Below are 15,446 nucleotides of genomic sequence, written 5' to 3' on the forward strand. Positions count from 1 at the left end.
TAACAATACCTGAGGTTTTCATGTTTCAAATCGTCGCATCCGATCTGGATGGCACGCTGCTCTCTCCTGAACATCGGCTAACGCCTTACGCCCACGATATTCTGCAACAGCTGGTGGCGCGCGAGATCCACTTTGTTTTCGCCACCGGCCGTCATTATATCGACGTAGGGCAGATGCGCGACAAGCTGGGCATTCCCGCTTATATGATCACCTCTAACGGCGCGCGCGTGCACAACGCCGAGGGCGAGCTGGTGTTCAGCCATAACCTCGACGAAGATATCGCGCTGGAGCTTTACGAGCTGCACTACGCTAATCCCGCCATCCTGACGCACGTCTATCGCGATGACGAATGGTTTATGAGCCGCACCCATCCGGCGGAGCAGGACTATTTCCGCGAGTCGGTATTCACATATCAGGTCTATGAGCCAGGCATGCTGCCGGGCGACAATATCAGCAAGGTCTTTTTCACCAGCGACGATCCCGAGGCGCTGATCCCGCTCGAACTGGCGCTGCAGGCGCGATGGGGCGATCGCGTGAACGTCAGCTTTTCGCTGCCGACCTGTCTGGAGGTGATGGCGGGCGGGGTGTCGAAGGGGCATGCGCTGGAAGCGGTGGCGAAACAGCTGGGGCACTCGCTCAAGGCGTGCATCGCCTTCGGCGACGGCATGAACGACGTAGAGATGCTGAGCATGGCGGGCAAGGGCTGCATTATGCGCAACGCCCACCAGCGGTTAAAGGATACGCTGCCGGATCTGGAAGTGATCGGCAGCAATGCGGATGATGCCGTGCCGCATACGCTGCGCACGCTGTTTTTATCCTGACGCAAGAGGCCGGCGCGATGCCGGCCTCTTTCTTTATGACGCCAGCTGCTGCTTGTGCTTGCGTTCGTTAATCATGGTCAACAGCAGCAGGATCACCGCCAGCACGCAGCCTACCACCATTACCAGAAAACCGCCGTTCCAGCCGAAGAAATCGACGGTATAGCCGACGATGGCGCTGGCTGCGACCGAACCGCCAAGATAGCCGAACAGGCCGGTAAAGCCTGCGGCGGTGCCCGCCGCTTTTTTCGGCGCCAGCTCCAGCGCATGCAGGCCGATCAGCATCACCGGACCGTAAATCAGAAAGCCGATGATAATCATGCAGGCCATATCCACGCCGGGATTGCCCGCCGGGTTAAACCAGTAGACTACCGTGGCGATGGTCACCAGCGTCATAAAGAAGACGCCGGTCGCGCCGCGATTCCCCTTAAACACCTTGTCCGACATCCAGCCGCACAGCAGCGTGCCGGGAATGCCGGCGTATTCGTACAGGAAGTAGGCCCAGGAAGATTTATCCAGCGTGAAGTGCTTCACCTCTTTCAGGTAGGTGGGCGACCAGTCGAGAATGCCGTAGCGCAGCAGGTAGACGAAGACGTTCGCCAGCGCGATATACCACAGCAGCTTGTTGGGCAGCACATACTGGGTGAAGATCTGCTTCGCCGTCAGCTCCTCTTCGTGCGTGGCGCTGTAGTCCGGCGGATAGTCGTGCTTGTACGCCTCAATAGGCGGCAATCCGCAGGACTGCGGCGTATCGCGCATCAGCGCGAAGGCGATCAGCGCCACGGCGATGGCGGCGAAAGCGGGCATATAGAGCGCCGCTTTCCAGTCGTTGAACCAGGCCATGCCGAGCAGGAACAGCAGCGGCGGCAGGCCGCCGCCGACGTTATGCGCGCAGTTCCACACCGAAACGATGCCGCCGCGCTCTTTCTGCGACCACCAGTGCACCATGGTGCGCCCGCAGGGCGGCCAGCCCATACCCTGAAACCAGCCGCAGGCAAACAGCAGCGCGAACATCACCATAATGCTGGAGGTTGCCCAGGGCACGAAGCCCATAAACAGCATTACCGCGGCGGCGAGGATCAGTCCGGCAGGCAGGAACACGCGCGGATTCGAGCGATCTGAGACCGAACCCATAATAAATTTTGAGAAGCCGTACGCAATCGAGATGCCGGAAAGCGCAAAGCCGAGGTCGCCGCGCGAAAAGCCCTGCTCGACCAGATAGGGCATCGCCAGCGCGAAGTTTTTGCGTACCAGATAGTAGGCGGCGTAGCCAAAGAAGATACCGAAGAAGATCTGCCAGCGCAGGCGGCGATATAAAGGATCAACCTGATCTTCCGCCACCTGCGGTCGATGCGGTGCGGGTTTAAAGATGCTCAGCATAGCTGCCCTCCCAGGCGTATTGTCGTTGTAATGGAAATGCGCGGTGCGTTCCAGAGGTCGCCGCGATGTTCCTTTTCGCGTCTATTCTGGCGCTTTTCGCGCATGGCAGCTGTGATAGTTGACACATTTGTTACACTTTTATGACAATAACGGCAGGTTAATTTCACAAAGTGGTGTTATTCGCGCATCGCTTATAAAATATTCATCCAGGCCCGAACTGAGCGATGATTTAGTGAGCGCTTGTCAACCAGAAAGCGCCGCGTCGCCGCAGCACATTGATTAAACTAGCCGCCTCTCTTTTTTTGCAGGATCGAAGCTGTGCTGTTACTGATCGTTACCACTATTCTTTGGGCGTTTTCCTTCAGCCTGATTGGAGAATATCTGGCGGGGCAGGTGGATTCCTGGTTCTCCGTTTTGATGCGTCTGGCGCTGGCGGCGCTGGTGTTTTTGCCTTTTCTGCGCTGGCGCGGCTATCGTCCATCGACGCTGCTGCTCTATATGCTGGTAGGGATGCTGCAGCTCGGCATCATGTACCTGATTAGCTTCGAAGCCTATCTCTACCTCAGCGTCTCGGAGTTCCTGCTATTCACCGTCATGACGCCGCTCTACGTCACCCTGATTTATGATGTGATCAGCAAGCGTCCGCTGCGCATCGGCTACGCCTTCAGCGCGCTGCTGGCGGTGGCGGGCGCGGCGATTATTCGCTACGACAAGGTTAGCGATCATTTCTGGTTCGGCCTGCTGCTGGTACAGCTGGCGAATATCTGCTTTGCCGTGGGTATGGTGGGCTATAAACGGCTGCAGGAAACCCGGCCGATGCCGCAGCACACCGCCTTTTCCTGGTTTTATCTCGGCGCGGTGCTGATTGCGATTATCGCCTGGTGCCTGTGGGGCAACCCGGCGAAACTGCCGACCACCTCGCTGCAGTGGGGCATTCTGGTCTGGCTGGGCGTGGCGGCGTCAGGGCTGGGCTACTTTATGTGGAACTACGGCGCCACCCAGGTGGATGCGGGCACGCTGGGCATTATGAACAATATGCATGTCCCGGCGGGGCTGCTGGTAAATCTGGCAATCTGGCAGCAGAAGCCGCACTGGCCCAGTTTTATCGCCGGCGCGCTGGTGATTTTCGCCTCGCTATACGTGCATAAGCGCTGGGTGATACGCAGTCGCTGAGGCGCATATAAGTCATCAGGACGGCGATTGCCGCCCTGATGGCTGTCGCGCTAAGCGGCGCTACTATTTTTTGTCTTTCGGCGGCTGGGCCGGGCGAGGTTTCGCCGTCTTTGACGGGGCGGATTTCGCTGCCTGGGTCGGGCTGGTTTTCGTGGCCTGCGACGGCGCGCTTTTCGCCGGCTGCGTCGGGCGCAGCGTCATGGTCAGGCCCTTTAAAAAGTTGCGCATAATCTGATCGCCGCATTCGCGGTAGTTTTTATGATCCGGCTTGCGGAAGATGGCGCCGATTTCCGCCTGAGAAACCGAAAAGTTCGCCTTTTCCAGCACCGCCGGAATATCGGTGGTTTTCAGATCGAACGCGATACGCAGTTTTTTCATAAAAATGTTGTTGTTCATGCGGCGCTCGATCGAGGGCGCTGGCATCTCTTCGCTTTTGCCGCGACGGAAGAAAATCAGGCCGTTGAGAAAATAGCCCATCAGCACGTCCGGCAGCGGTTTAAACGCGGCGTCGTCCTCTTTTTTCAGCCAGGCCTGCACGTCGCTCAGCGCGACTTCACAGTCGGTCAGTGCGAAAATCTCCACCACTTTGGCATCGCTTAAATTCAGCATAAAGCGCACGCTGCGCAAAATATCGTTATTGGTCATGGTGAGATTTTCTCATGGTCGTTTAACAGGCTGCGCATTATAGGGGAATTTGCGGTTCAGCGTTGCAAAATCGCGCCAGGAAGCGCCGCGTCGCGCACGAAAGGCAGGTGTTCGCAGGCGTGCTGCCGCGCGAAGCGGGTAAAGGCTTCCAGCACCGGCTGACGCTGCTCGCCGTCGCGCACGGCGGCATAAAGGCGACTCCACAGCCCTTCGCCCAGGGTTTTCGTCACGATTAATCCCTGCTTTTCAAAGCTCTCTACTACCCAGTGCGGCAGCGCGGCGATGCCCATGCGCGCCGCCACCATCTGAATCAGCAGCAGCGTGTTGTCGACGCTCTTCAAGGCCGGGCTGACGCCTGCCGGCTGAAGAAAGTGTCGCCAGATATCCAGCCGCTGGCGCTGCACCGGATAGATCATCAACACCTCCTGCGCCAGGTCCTCGGGGGTAATGCGCTCGACCTGCGCCAGCGGATGATCGGGCGCCAGCACCAGGCGCACTTCGAAGTCGAACATCGGCGTGTAGTGCAGGCCGCTGCGCGGCAGGATATCGGAAGTCAGCACTACGTCCAGCTCGCCCTGCTGCAGCGCAGGCTGCGGATCGAAGGTCACGCCCGATTTAAAATCCATCACCACCTGCGGCCAGCTCTGACGAAAGTTGTCCAGCGCCGGCGTCAGCCACTGAATGCAGCTGTGGCACTCAATGGCGATGCGCAGCGTCACCTGATAAGGCTCGTGGCACGCCTGCAGTGCCTGCTGGATTTGCGGCAGCACCTGCTCCGCCAGCTGCAACAGAATTTCGCCCTGCGGCGTGAAGCGCAGTGGCTGGCTTTTGCGTACGAACAGGCGGAATCCCAGCCGCTGCTCGAGATCGCTGAACTGATGCGACAACGCGGATTGCGTCTGGTGAAGCTGCGCGGCGGCGGCGGCCAGCGAGCCGGTATTACGCAGAGCCTGAAGCGTCCGCAGGTGCTTAAGTTCGATCATGAGCGTCCTTCACATGGAGATTGAACAATTTGCGCTTGAGGAACATACACTACCCGCAGAATATAGCGGTGTAAACATCTGGACGGCTAAACATCTTTGGCTGCCAGACGAAGCCAAAGAGAAATTATCGGGAGAACAGCATATGACCATTCTGAACCACAGCCTCGGCTTTCCCCGCGTCGGCCTGCGTCGCGAACTGAAAAAGGCGCAGGAGAGCTACTGGGCGGGCAAAGCGACTCAGCAAGAGCTGCTGGCCGCCGGACGCGAACTGCGCGCCCGCCACTGGCAGCAGCAGAAAGAGGCGGGCGTGGATCTGCTGCCGGTGGGCGACTTCGCCTGGTACGATCATGTGCTGACCACCAGCCTGATGCTGGGCAACGTTCCGGCGCGCCATCAGAATCAAGACGACACCGTCGACCTCGATACGCTGTTTCGCATTGCGCGCGGTCGGGCGCCGACCGGCGAACCGGCCGCCGCCGCCGAGATGACCAAATGGTTTAACACCAACTATCACTACATCGTGCCGGAGTTCACAAAAGGCCAGACATTTAAACTCGCCTGGACCCAGCTGCTGGACGAAGTGGACGAAGCGCTGGCGCTGGGCCACAAGGTGAAGCCGGTGCTGCTCGGCCCGGTGACCTATATCTGGCTGGGCAAAGTTAAAGGCGAGCCGTTCGACCGCCTGTCGCTGCTGAATGATATTCTGCCGGTTTACCAGCAGGTGCTGGCCGAGCTGAAAAAACGCGACGTCGAGTGGGTGCAGATTGACGAGCCGGCGCTGTCGCTGGAGCTGCCGCAGGCGTGGCGCGAAGCGTTCAGGCCCGCTTACCAGGCGCTGCAGGGCAACGTGAAGCTGCTGCTGACCACCTATTTCGACAGCATCGGCCAGAACCTTGATGTTATTCGCGCGCTGCCGGTGCAGGGGCTGCATGTCGATCTGGTGCACGGCCGCGACGACCTCGCGCAGCTACACCAGCAGTTGCCGGCGGCGTGGCTGCTGTCGCTTGGCGTTATCAACGGCCGCAACGTATGGCGCGCCGACCTGAGCCGCTGGTTCGAACGCCTACAGCCGTTGATTGGCCAGCGTCGCCTGCTGTGGGTCGGCACCTCTTGTTCGCTGCTGCATAGCCCGATCGATCTGCGCGCAGAGACCCGCCTCGATGACGAAGTAAAAAGCTGGTTCGCCTTCGCGCTGCAAAAATGCGGCGAACTGAAGCTGTTAAGCGACGCGCTCAACCATCACGACGCGGCCTCGCTGGAGGCCTGGAGCGCGCCAGTTCGCCATCGCGCCCACTCCAGCCGCGTGCACAACGCGGCGGTCGGCAGGCGTCTGGCGGCGATCTCCGCGCAGGATACCGAGCGCGCCAGTGCTTACGCCGTCCGCGCCCGCGCGCAGCGCAGCCGCTTTAATCTGCCGGCCTGGCCGACCACCACTATCGGCTCCTTCCCGCAGACCACCGAGATCCGCGGCCTGCGGCTCGATTTCAAAAAAGGCAATATCGACGGCGCCAGCTACCGCACCGGCATCGCGCAGCATATCAAACAGGCGATCGCCGAACAGGAGCGTCTGGGCCTCGACGTGCTGGTGCACGGCGAAGCGGAGCGTAACGATATGGTGGAGTATTTCGGCGAAAACCTGGAGGGTTTCGTCTTCACCCAGAACGGCTGGGTGCAGAGTTACGGCTCGCGCTGCGTCAAGCCGCCGGTGATTATCGGCGACGTCAGCCGCCCGCGGCCGATTACCGTGAAGTGGGCGACCTATGCGCAGTCGCTGACCAGCAAGCCGGTGAAAGGGATGCTGACCGGCCCGGTAACCATTCTCTGCTGGTCTTTCCCGCGCGAGGACGTGTCGCGCGAAACCATCGCGAAGCAAATCGCGCTGGCGCTGCGCGACGAGGTCGCGGATCTCGAAGCGGCCGGCATCGGCATTATCCAGATTGACGAGCCGGCGTTGCGCGAAGGCCTGCCGCTGCACCAGTCCGACTGGGCCGCCTACCTGAAGTGGGCGGTCGACGCCTTCCGCCTTAACGCCGCGGTGGCGAAAGACGACACCCAGATCCACACCCACATGTGCTATTGCGAATTCAACGACATCATGGCGTCCATCGCGGCGCTGGATGCCGACGTCATCACCATCGAAACCTCGCGTTCCGATATGGATCTGCTGGAAGCCTTTAAGGCATTTGAGTATCCGAACGAAATCGGCCCCGGCGTTTACGATATTCACTCGCCGAACGTGCCGAGCGTCGAGTGGATAGAGAATCTGCTGCGTAAAGCGGCGCTGTGCATCCCGAAAGCGCGTCTGTGGGTCAACCCGGACTGCGGCCTGAAAACGCGCGGCTGGACGGAAACCCGTCAGGCGCTGGCGAATATGGTGGAGGCGGCGAAGAAACTGCGCGGCGAAAACGCCTGAGTTTAGGATGTGTTGCTATTGAGGATGGGGCGCTGCGGCGCCCCTTTTTTATTACGTGCTTAATCAGACGACGCCGAACTGCTTAAACCACGTCAGCATACGCGCCCAGCCATCCTGCGCCGATTCGGCGTGATAGCTCGGACGATAGTCGGCGTTGAAGGCGTGGCCCGCGTCGGGATAGACAACAATCTCCGCCTTGGCGTTAGCGGCGTGCAGCGCCTGACGCATCTGCTCCACGCTCTCCAGCGGAATGCCATCGTCCTGGCCGCCGTAGAGGCCCAGCACCGGCGCGCCTAAATCTACGGCGATATCGATCGGATGCTTTTGCTGCTTCATGGTTTTCTCGCCGATGAGGCGACCATACCAGGCGACGGCAGCGCGCAGCTGCGGATTGTGCGCGGCGTAAAGCCAGCTGATGCGGCCGCCCCAGCAGAAGCCGGTAATGCCCATGCGACGGATATCGCCGCCGTTGCGGCCGGCCCAGTTGGCGGCGTGGTCGAGATCGGAAAGCACCTGGCTGTCCGGCACTTTGCTGACCAGCTCGCTAAACAGGGTAGGGATATCGTTGTAATCATTCGGGTCGCCTTCGCGGAAATAGAGTTCCGGCGCCACGGCCAGATAGCCCTCCAGCGCCAGCCGACGGCAGATATCGCGAATATGCTCGTGCACGCCAAAGATCTCCTGCACCACCAGCACCACCGGCAGCGGACCGTTCGCCTCTTTCGGTCTGGCGTAGTAAGCGGGCATATTTTCGCCCTGGCTCGGCACCGAGGTTTCGCCCGCCTGAATATCCTGGCTGTCGGTATGAATCGTGGTTGAGGCGGTCGGCTGTACTGCAGGTGCAAAACCGCCCGTCGATGATTTTTGTGCCATATTGTCTTCGGTTTTCATTTTTTTCTCCGTGCTGGCAGTAGCGCAATCACGTAACTATAGCCTGGCCAGATGACGTCTGGACCAGAGACCGGGAACAGAGTAGGGAGCAAGCAAAAACACTCTCCTCTTTAACATTGCTGCGAAGCCCGACGCACACAGCTTGTAGCAATGGCGTTCTGAATGGCTTGGTTATGTGACCAAGATCGCATTGTTACCTATGTAAAATGTAACATTCATTTTTGATAGTGATTGTTATCACACAAATTTGCGCTGCGCTGACGTAGAGTGGCGCGCTTCACTTCCCTGTTCAGGAGTTTGCTATGTCTGACGTTTTCCACCTTGGCCTGACCAAAGCCGATCTGCAGGGCGCGACCCTGGCTATCGTTCCCGGCGACCCGGAGCGCGTAAAGAAAATTGCCGGACTGATGGCGGACGCTCAGCCGCTGGCGTCGCACCGGGAATTCACCTCATGGCTGGCGAAGCTGGACGGCAAGCCTGTCGTCGTTTGCTCTACCGGCATCGGCGGCCCGTCGACCTCTATCGCGGTAGAGGAGCTGGCGCAGCTTGGCGTGCGCACCTTCCTGCGCGTCGGCACCACCGGCGCTATTCAGCCGCATATTAACGTCGGCGACGTGCTGGTCACCACCGGCGCGGTGCGCCTCGACGGCGCCAGCCAGCACTTCGCGCCGCTGGAATTTCCCGCCGTAGCAGATTTCGCCTGCACCACTGCGCTGGTTGCAGCAGCAGAAGCGAGTGGCGCGACTACCCATATCGGCGTTACCGCGTCGTCCGACACCTTCTATCCAGGTCAGGAGCGTTACGACACCTTCTCCGGCCGCGTGGTCAGCCGCTTTCAGGGCTCGATGAAGGAGTGGCAGCAGATGGGCGTGCTTAACTATGAGATGGAGTCTGCCACGCTGCTGACGATGTGCGCCAGCCAGGGGCTGCGTGCGGGCATGGTAGCGGGCGTCATCGTCAACCGTACCCAGAAAGAGATCCCGGATGCGGCCGCCATGAAGCAGACCGAGAGCGATGCGGTAAAAATTGTGGTCGAAGCGGCGCGCCGTTTGTTATAACGCTTTCAGGCAGCGCCTCTGCGCGCTGCCTCTGCTCTTTACAGCAAAAGCGAGGATCGCCCGATGCGCCACACGCCGCCACGACAGAAATCCGCCTTAACCGCTTCTCCCGCCGCCATGCAGGCGCGCCTTGAAAACGCCGCCGCGCGCTTTCGCCAGCATATGGCGCAGCAGGATTACGCCGCCGCCGCCAGCTGCTGCGAAGAGGTGCTGCGCATCATGCCCAATCAGATGCAGGTGCTGAGTGACTACGCGCTCTGTCTGCTACGGCTCGGCCACTACAGCAAATCTTACCGCGTCTATCAGAAAATCTATCAGGCGCCGCCCGCCGTGCGCGCGACCGCTTCGGAAACCTGGCTGGATGGACTGGCGGAGCTGTGCGGCTGGATGGGCAAGCGAGAGGAGCTGGCGAAATATGGCCTGGAAGCGCTGAACGGCGCAGACGCGCGTTTTCGTCAGGGTCAGCGTTACCCCTTTCCGGCGGCGCGGCCGGAACCGATCGATCTGACGAAACCCGAACAGAACGTAATCGCCTTCAGCCTCTACGGCGGTCAGCCGCGCTACTGCGAAACCCTGATTAAAAACGTCGAGGTGGCGCAGCAACTCTATCCCGGCTGGCGCTGCCGTATTTATCTCGATCAGAGCGTGCCGCAGCACGTGTGGCAGCGTCTCAACCAGCCGCACGTCGAGCTGATCGATATGTCGCAGGAAAAGGCGATCTACCCGACGCTGTGGCGTTTTCTGGTGATGGACGATCCCGGCGTCAAACGCTTTATTATCCGCGACGCCGACTCGCTGCTGTCGGAGCGCGAAGCGGCGGCGGTCGACGCCTGGCTCGCCTCGCCGTACTGGTTCCACCATATGCGCGACTACTTTTCCCATACCGAGCTGCTGCTGGCGGGCATGTGGGGCGGCTGCAACGGCGTCTTTAGCAACATGGCGCAGGCGATGCGCGACTTTATCGCCCGCTACAGCGGCAACGCGCGCTTTACCGATCAATATTTCCTGAAGGCCGCGCTGTGGCCGACGGTGCGCGAAAGCCTGCTGAGCCACGATGAGATTTTTCATTTTCATCAGGCGCAGCCCTGGCCGCCGCACGCGCCGGTGCGCTGGCGCATGGAGAACTTCCACGTCGGCAGCAACGCCGGCTTCGCCAGCATGGCGGGCAAGGCGACGGTGAAAGAGGGGGAGACGCAGTCCGTGGAGCTCACCTGGGGCGGCAACGTCTTTGTTTATCCGGCGCGGGTAAAAGGGGATGAATGGCTAATGCCGATGCCGTTTTTTCTCACCGACGCGTGGAAAGCGGGCGAGCTGCAGGTCAAAGCGCTGTAGCGCCTGCTCTGGGTTGAAAACCGCCCTAAAATAGTCTGGACATTCATACAGGCCGACTTTACCTTTTCCCGAGCAATGCGCGTCGCGAGGGAATCATGGATCAGCAGATTATTATCAGCGCCTGTCTGGCGCTCGCCGGACTGGGCATCGGCTGGATGCTGGCACAGCTGCGCGCCGGCCATCAGGCCGCCAGCTTTGCCACCGAACGGCGTTTGCAGCAGGAGACGCAGCAGCGTCAGCAGCAGCAGCTTGAACAGCTGCAGCAGCAGCTGCAGCAGCGCGAACAGGAGCTGCGCCAGCTGCACGGCGCGCTGAGCGGCGCGCAGGAGCGGCTGCAACAGCTCGATTACTGGCGCGGCGAATGCGAGCAGCTCAACCGCGAGCTGCGCAACCAGCTAGAGGTCAACAGCGCGCAGGAGGCCGAACTGCGCGAGGTAACCATCCGCCTTGAAGAGACGCGCTTCGCCGCCGAAGAGAAGCAGCGCCTGCTCACCAGCAGCGAGCAGCGCCTCAGCGCGCAGTTCGAAAATCTCGCCAACCGCATCTTCGAAAACAGCGGCCGCCGCGTCGACGAGCAGAACCGCCAGAGCCTGAACAGCCTGATCGCTCCGCTGCGCGAGCAGCTGGACGGCTTTCGTCGTCAGGTGCATGACAGCTTCGGCCAGGAGGCGCGCGAGCGTCACACGCTGGCGCACGAAATCCGCCAGCTACAGCAGCTGAATGCGCAGATGGCGCAGGAGGCGATCAACCTCACCAAAGCGCTGAAAGGCGACAATAAGATTCAGGGCAACTGGGGCGAAGTGGTGCTGAGCCGCGTGCTGGAGGCGTCAGGCCTGCGCGAAGGCCATGAGTATCAGACGCAGGTCAGTTTGCAGTCGGAACAGCAGGGTAGAATGCAACCGGATGTGATCGTACGTCTGCCGCAGGGCAAAGACGTGGTGGTCGACGCCAAGATGACGCTGGTGGCCTACGAGCGCTACTTCAACGCGGAAGATGACGTGATGCGCGAGCAGGCGCTTCAGGAGCATGTCGCCGCGGTGCGCAGCCATATTCGCCTGCTGAGCCGTAAAGATTATCAACAACTGGCCGGTTTACGCTCGCTCGATTATGTGTTGATGTTCATTCCGGTCGAGCCGGCCTTTTTGCTGGCAATCGACCGCCAGCCGGAGTTGATCAGCGAGGCGCTACAGCAGAACATCATGCTGGTGAGCCCGACGACGCTGCTGGTGGCGCTGCGCACCATTAACAACCTGTGGCGCTATGAGCATCAGAGCCGCAATGCGCAGCGCATCGCCGACCGCGCGGCGCGCCTCTATGACAAGATGCGGCTGTTCGTCGATGATATGAGCGGCATCGGCCATAATCTGGATAAGGCGCACAACAGCTACCGCGAGGCGATGAAAAAGCTGGCGGAAGGGCGCGGCAACCTGATCGCGCAGAGCGAGGCGTTTAAATCCCTGGGCGTTGAAGTTAAACGCTCAATCAATCCGCAGTTAGTCGAGCAGGCGATGCCGGAAAAGGCATGGGACGACGAGGAGACGCCTGACGACGTCACCGACACCCTGGAGGCACGCGTGAGGCGGCTCCACGAATAAGCGGGTCGTCGCGTGCCTGACTACCCTGACTCTGATACACTTCGGGAAGTATTGTTTGTGGAACAGGTAAAACCGATGGCAGATGAATCACAGCAGGAAACTACCCATTTTGGCTTTCAGACGGTCGCCAAAAGCGAAAAAGCTGACAAAGTCGCGGACGTGTTTCACTCCGTAGCGGCGAAATATGACCTGATGAACGATCTGATGTCCTTTGGCATCCATCGCATCTGGAAGCGTTTTACCATCGACAGCAGCGGCGTGCGTCGCGGACAGCGCGTGCTGGATCTGGCGGGCGGCACCGGCGATTTGACGGCGAAATTTTCCCGTCTGGTCGGCGACACCGGTCAGGTGGTGCTGGCGGACATCAACAGCTCCATGCTGAAAATGGGCCGCGACAAGCTGCGCAATCTCGGCGTGGTCGGCAACGTCAGCTACGTACAGGCCAACGCCGAAGCGCTGCCCTTCCCGGATAACTATTTCGACTGCATCACCATCTCTTTCGGCCTGCGCAACGTGACCGACAAAGAGAAGGCGCTGGCGTCGATGTTCCGCGTGCTTAAGCCGGGCGGACGCCTGCTGGTGCTGGAGTTCTCCAAACCGGTGCTCGATCCGCTCAGCAAGGCGTACGACGCCTATTCGTTCCATATTCTGCCGCGCGTCGGTCAGCTGGTGGCGCAGGACGCCGAAAGCTACCGCTATCTGGCGGAGTCGATCCGCATGCATCCCGATCAGGAGACCCTGAAGGCGATGATGAACGACGCCGGATTCGAGAACACCACTTATTACAACATGACCGGCGGCATCGTCGCGCTGCATCGTGGATTTAAGTTTTAACCGGATATGGTGATGCGCTTGACGCCCTTGATTACCGCCGGTCTTGAGACCGCGCTAAACCGCATGCTCTATCGCGATCGCAGCCTGAAAGCCGCGCGCCAGCGACTGGTGGGACAGGTGCTGACGCTGCGTCTCGAGGAGCTTTCCCATCCGCTGGTGCTGGTCTTCAGCGAACAGCAGCTCGACGTGCTGAGCGACTGGCAGGACAGCAGCGACTGCACCGTGATTACGCAGCTGAAAACCCTGCCGAAGCTGCGCGATCGCCAGCAATTGACCAGCCTGATCCGCAGCGGCGAGCTGCAGGTTGAAGGCGATCTGCAGGTGGTACAGCGCTTTTCCGCGCTGATCGATCTGGCGGAGCTGGACCCCGCCGAATATCTCGCGCCCTGGATCGGCGATATCGCCGCGCAGGGCGTCAGCCAGGCGGCGCAGCGCGCCCTGCGGCTGCTACGCGGCGAGGTCGCGCGTCGTCAGGATTATCTGGGGCAGGCATTAACCGAAGAGTGGCGCGTCGCGCCGGGCGCGCTGGAACTGGCGTGGTTTTCTGAGGAGGTAGACGCGATGGAACGTTCGCTTGATGCGCTTACGGCGCGTTTAGCGCAGCTGGAGGCGAAATGACGTTTGGAGAGATTCGCCGTTTATATTTCATCATCAGGATCTTTTTGACTTACGGTCTTGATGAATTGATCCCCCGCATGCGCCTTACCATTCCGCTGCGCCTCTGGCGCCGCACGATTTTCTGGCTGCCTAACCGCCATAAAGACGAAGAGATCGGCGTGCGTATGCGCCTGGCGATGGAGCAGCTCGGTCCGGTCTGGATTAAGTTCGGGCAGATGCTCTCTACGCGTCGCGACCTTTTTCCGCCCGTGATCGCCGACCAGCTCGCCATCCTGCAGGATCGCGTTGCGCCCTTCGACGGCGTAAAGGCTAAAGAGCAGATTGAAAAATCGATCGGCGGCCCGGTAGAAACCTGGTTCGATGATTTCGATATCAAACCGCTGGCGTCGGCGTCGATCGCGCAGGTGCATACCGCCACCCTGAAGGCCACCGGCAAGAAGGTGGTGATCAAGGTGATTCGCCCTGACATTCTGCCGGTGATCCGCGCGGATATGAAGCTTATCTATCGCCTGGCGCGCTGGGTGCCGCGTCTGCTGCCGGACGGGCGTCGTCTGCGTCCCATGGAAGTGGTGCGCGACTACGAGAAGACCCTGATCGACGAGCTAAACCTGCTGCGCGAAGCGGCCAATGCCATTCAGCTGCGCCGTAACTTCGAAGATAGCCCCATGCTTTATGTGCCAGAGGTCTATTCGGACTACTGCAGCGAAACCATGCTGGTGATGGAGCGCATTTACGGCATTCCCATCTCCGATGTGGTCACGCTAGAGCAGCACGGCGTCAACATGAAACTGCTGGCCGAGCGCGGCGTGCAGGTCTTCTTTACCCAGGTGTTCCGCGACAGCTTCTTCCATGCTGATATGCATCCCGGCAATATCTTCGTCAGTTACGACCATCCGGAAGATCCGCAATATATCGGCATCGACTGCGGCATCGTCGGCTCGCTGAACAAAGAGGATAAGCGCTATCTGGCGGAAAACTTTATCGCCTTCTTCAACCGCGACTACCGCAAAGTGGCGGAGCTGCACGTCGATTCAGGCTGGGTGCCGCCCGATACCAACGTCGAAGATTTCGAGTTCGCTATCCGTACCGTGTGCGAACCTATCTTCGAGAAGCCGCTGGCGGAGATCTCTTTCGGCCATGTGCTGCTTAACCTGTTCAGCACCGCGCGCCGCTTCAATATGGAAGTGCAGCCGCAGCTGGTGCTGCTGCAAAAAACGCTGCTCTACGTCGAAGGCATCGGCCGTCAGCTCTATCCGCAGCTTGATCTGTGGAAAACCGCTAAGCCGTTCCTGGAAGACTGGATCAAAGATCAGATTGGTCTGCCGGCTATCCTGCGCGCGGTGAAAGAAAAAGCGCCCTTCTGGGCGGAGAAGCTGCCGGAGCTGCCGGAGCTGTTTTATGAAAGCATGCGGCATCATAAACTTTTGCAGCACAGCGTCGATAAGCTGACTAAGGATATGCACGCCCAGCGGACGCAACATCATAAAGCGCGCTATCTGTTCGGCGTCGGCGCGACCCTGCTGCTCAGCGGCACTGCGGTATTGCTGAGCCGCCCGGACTGGGATTTCTTCCCGGCCCTGTTAATGGCGGCGGGTTTCGTCACCTGGCTAATCGGCTGGCGTAAGACAAACTAATTGTCAGCCACGCCTGAATCGCGGTAATGTCGCAGCCTTAAGCCCGGCGTCATCAGGGCTTTTGGCTGACAT

The 15,446-nt window shown here is 60.0% G+C and carries 12 protein-coding genes and 1 pseudogene; 9 read left to right on the forward strand and 4 right to left on the reverse strand.

Annotated features, from left to right (window positions below):
* Positions 1-20 precede the first annotated feature (20 nt).
* The gene (yigL, locus tag JS46_RS19310) at positions 21-821 is read left to right on the forward strand and encodes a sugar/pyridoxal phosphate phosphatase YigL (protein ID WP_033754614.1); all 801 of its coding nucleotides are present in this window, start codon (positions 21-23) and stop codon (positions 819-821) included.
* A gap of 33 nt (positions 822-854) precedes the next feature.
* Here the strand turns inward: yigL and glpT are convergent, their stop codons facing one another.
* Positions 855-2,198 carry a glycerol-3-phosphate transporter gene (glpT, locus tag JS46_RS19315; protein WP_033754617.1) on the reverse strand — a complete coding sequence of 448 codons (1,344 nt, stop codon included), beginning with the start codon at positions 2,196-2,198 and terminating at the stop codon, positions 855-857.
* A gap of 318 nt (positions 2,199-2,516) precedes the next feature.
* On the opposite strand from glpT, the gene JS46_RS19320 reads away from it, so the two are divergent.
* Complete coding sequence (locus tag JS46_RS19320; protein WP_033754621.1) at positions 2,517-3,371, forward strand: carboxylate/amino acid/amine transporter; 855 nt, start codon at positions 2,517-2,519, stop codon at positions 3,369-3,371.
* 180 nt (positions 3,372-3,551) lie between these two features.
* Here the strand turns inward: JS46_RS19320 and JS46_RS19325 are convergent.
* Positions 3,552-4,016: pseudogene (locus JS46_RS19325) on the reverse strand (DUF1456 family protein); the annotation flags it as partial.
* A gap of 56 nt (positions 4,017-4,072) precedes the next feature.
* A complete protein-coding gene (gene metR / locus JS46_RS19330) occupies positions 4,073-4,999 on the reverse strand; it encodes an HTH-type transcriptional regulator MetR (RefSeq protein WP_033754624.1) in 927 nt (308 codons plus the stop codon).
* A gap of 142 nt (positions 5,000-5,141) precedes the next feature.
* Here metR and metE point away from each other — a divergent pair, with 142 nt between their 5' ends.
* On the forward strand, positions 5,142-7,412 hold the full coding sequence (metE, locus tag JS46_RS19335; RefSeq protein WP_033754626.1) for a 5-methyltetrahydropteroyltriglutamate--homocysteine S-methyltransferase: 2,271 nt from the start codon (positions 5,142-5,144) through the stop codon (positions 7,410-7,412).
* Positions 7,413-7,475: 63 nt separating this feature from the next.
* Here the strand turns inward: metE and JS46_RS19340 are convergent, their stop codons facing one another.
* Positions 7,476-8,303: a dienelactone hydrolase family protein gene (locus JS46_RS19340; RefSeq protein ID WP_033754629.1), complete on the reverse strand. Its 828-nt coding sequence runs from the start codon at positions 8,301-8,303 to the stop codon at positions 7,476-7,478.
* A 302-nt stretch (positions 8,304-8,605) separates the two neighbouring features.
* On the opposite strand from JS46_RS19340, the gene udp reads away from it, so the two are divergent.
* The 6 genes from udp (at position 8,606) to ubiB (ending at position 15,374) form a co-directional block, all read left to right on the forward strand.
* Positions 8,606-9,361 carry a uridine phosphorylase gene (udp, locus tag JS46_RS19345; protein WP_033754632.1) on the forward strand — a complete coding sequence of 252 codons (756 nt, stop codon included), beginning with the start codon at positions 8,606-8,608 and terminating at the stop codon, positions 9,359-9,361.
* A gap of 63 nt (positions 9,362-9,424) precedes the next feature.
* Positions 9,425-10,693, forward strand: a complete 1,269-nt coding sequence (locus JS46_RS19350; protein ID WP_033754635.1) for a lipopolysaccharide assembly protein LapB — start codon at positions 9,425-9,427, stop codon at positions 10,691-10,693.
* 95 nt (positions 10,694-10,788) lie between these two features.
* Positions 10,789-12,288: a DNA recombination protein RmuC gene (gene rmuC / locus JS46_RS19355; protein WP_033754638.1), complete on the forward strand. Its 1,500-nt coding sequence runs from the start codon at positions 10,789-10,791 to the stop codon at positions 12,286-12,288.
* A 75-nt stretch (positions 12,289-12,363) separates the two neighbouring features.
* Entirely contained in the window at positions 12,364-13,122 is a 759-nt protein-coding gene (gene ubiE, locus JS46_RS19360; protein WP_033754641.1) for a bifunctional demethylmenaquinone methyltransferase/2-methoxy-6-polyprenyl-1,4-benzoquinol methylase UbiE, read from the forward strand.
* A 12-nt stretch (positions 13,123-13,134) separates the two neighbouring features.
* On the forward strand, positions 13,135-13,740 hold the full coding sequence (locus JS46_RS19365) for an SCP2 domain-containing protein (protein WP_033754644.1): 606 nt from the start codon (positions 13,135-13,137) through the stop codon (positions 13,738-13,740).
* Positions 13,737-15,374 (forward strand): ubiquinone biosynthesis regulatory protein kinase UbiB, encoded by a 1,638-nt coding sequence (gene ubiB, locus JS46_RS19370; protein WP_033754646.1) that lies wholly within the window; start codon positions 13,737-13,739, stop codon positions 15,372-15,374. Before JS46_RS19365 ends, ubiB begins: the two co-directional genes overlap by 4 nt.
* Positions 15,375-15,446 lie beyond the last annotated feature (72 nt).

It is taken from the genome of Pantoea sp. NGS-ED-1003 (assembly GCF_000738765.1).
GTDB classification, from domain to species: domain Bacteria; phylum Pseudomonadota; class Gammaproteobacteria; order Enterobacterales; family Enterobacteriaceae; genus Pantoea; species Pantoea septica.

What these genes read in the sequence shown, in the direction of transcription:
- yigL (WP_033754614.1), top strand. Translation starts at nt 21, where the DNA reads ATGTTTCAAATCGTCGCATCCGATCTGGATGGCACGCTGCTCTCTCCT.
- glpT (WP_033754617.1), bottom strand. Translation starts at nt 2,198, where the DNA reads ATGCTGAGCATCTTTAAACCCGCACCGCATCGACCGCAGGTGGCGGAA.
- metR (WP_033754624.1), bottom strand. Translation starts at nt 4,999, where the DNA reads ATGATCGAACTTAAGCACCTGCGGACGCTTCAGGCTCTGCGTAATACC.
- metE (WP_033754626.1), top strand. Translation starts at nt 5,142, where the DNA reads ATGACCATTCTGAACCACAGCCTCGGCTTTCCCCGCGTCGGCCTGCGT.
- JS46_RS19340 (WP_033754629.1), bottom strand. Translation starts at nt 8,303, where the DNA reads ATGAAAACCGAAGACAATATGGCACAAAAATCATCGACGGGCGGTTTT.
- udp (WP_033754632.1), top strand. Translation starts at nt 8,606, where the DNA reads ATGTCTGACGTTTTCCACCTTGGCCTGACCAAAGCCGATCTGCAGGGC.
- JS46_RS19350 (WP_033754635.1), top strand. Translation starts at nt 9,425, where the DNA reads ATGCGCCACACGCCGCCACGACAGAAATCCGCCTTAACCGCTTCTCCC.
- rmuC (WP_033754638.1), top strand. Translation starts at nt 10,789, where the DNA reads ATGGATCAGCAGATTATTATCAGCGCCTGTCTGGCGCTCGCCGGACTG.
- ubiE (WP_033754641.1), top strand. Translation starts at nt 12,364, where the DNA reads ATGGCAGATGAATCACAGCAGGAAACTACCCATTTTGGCTTTCAGACG.
- JS46_RS19365 (WP_033754644.1), top strand. Translation starts at nt 13,135, where the DNA reads ATGCGCTTGACGCCCTTGATTACCGCCGGTCTTGAGACCGCGCTAAAC.
- ubiB (WP_033754646.1), top strand. Translation starts at nt 13,737, where the DNA reads ATGACGTTTGGAGAGATTCGCCGTTTATATTTCATCATCAGGATCTTT.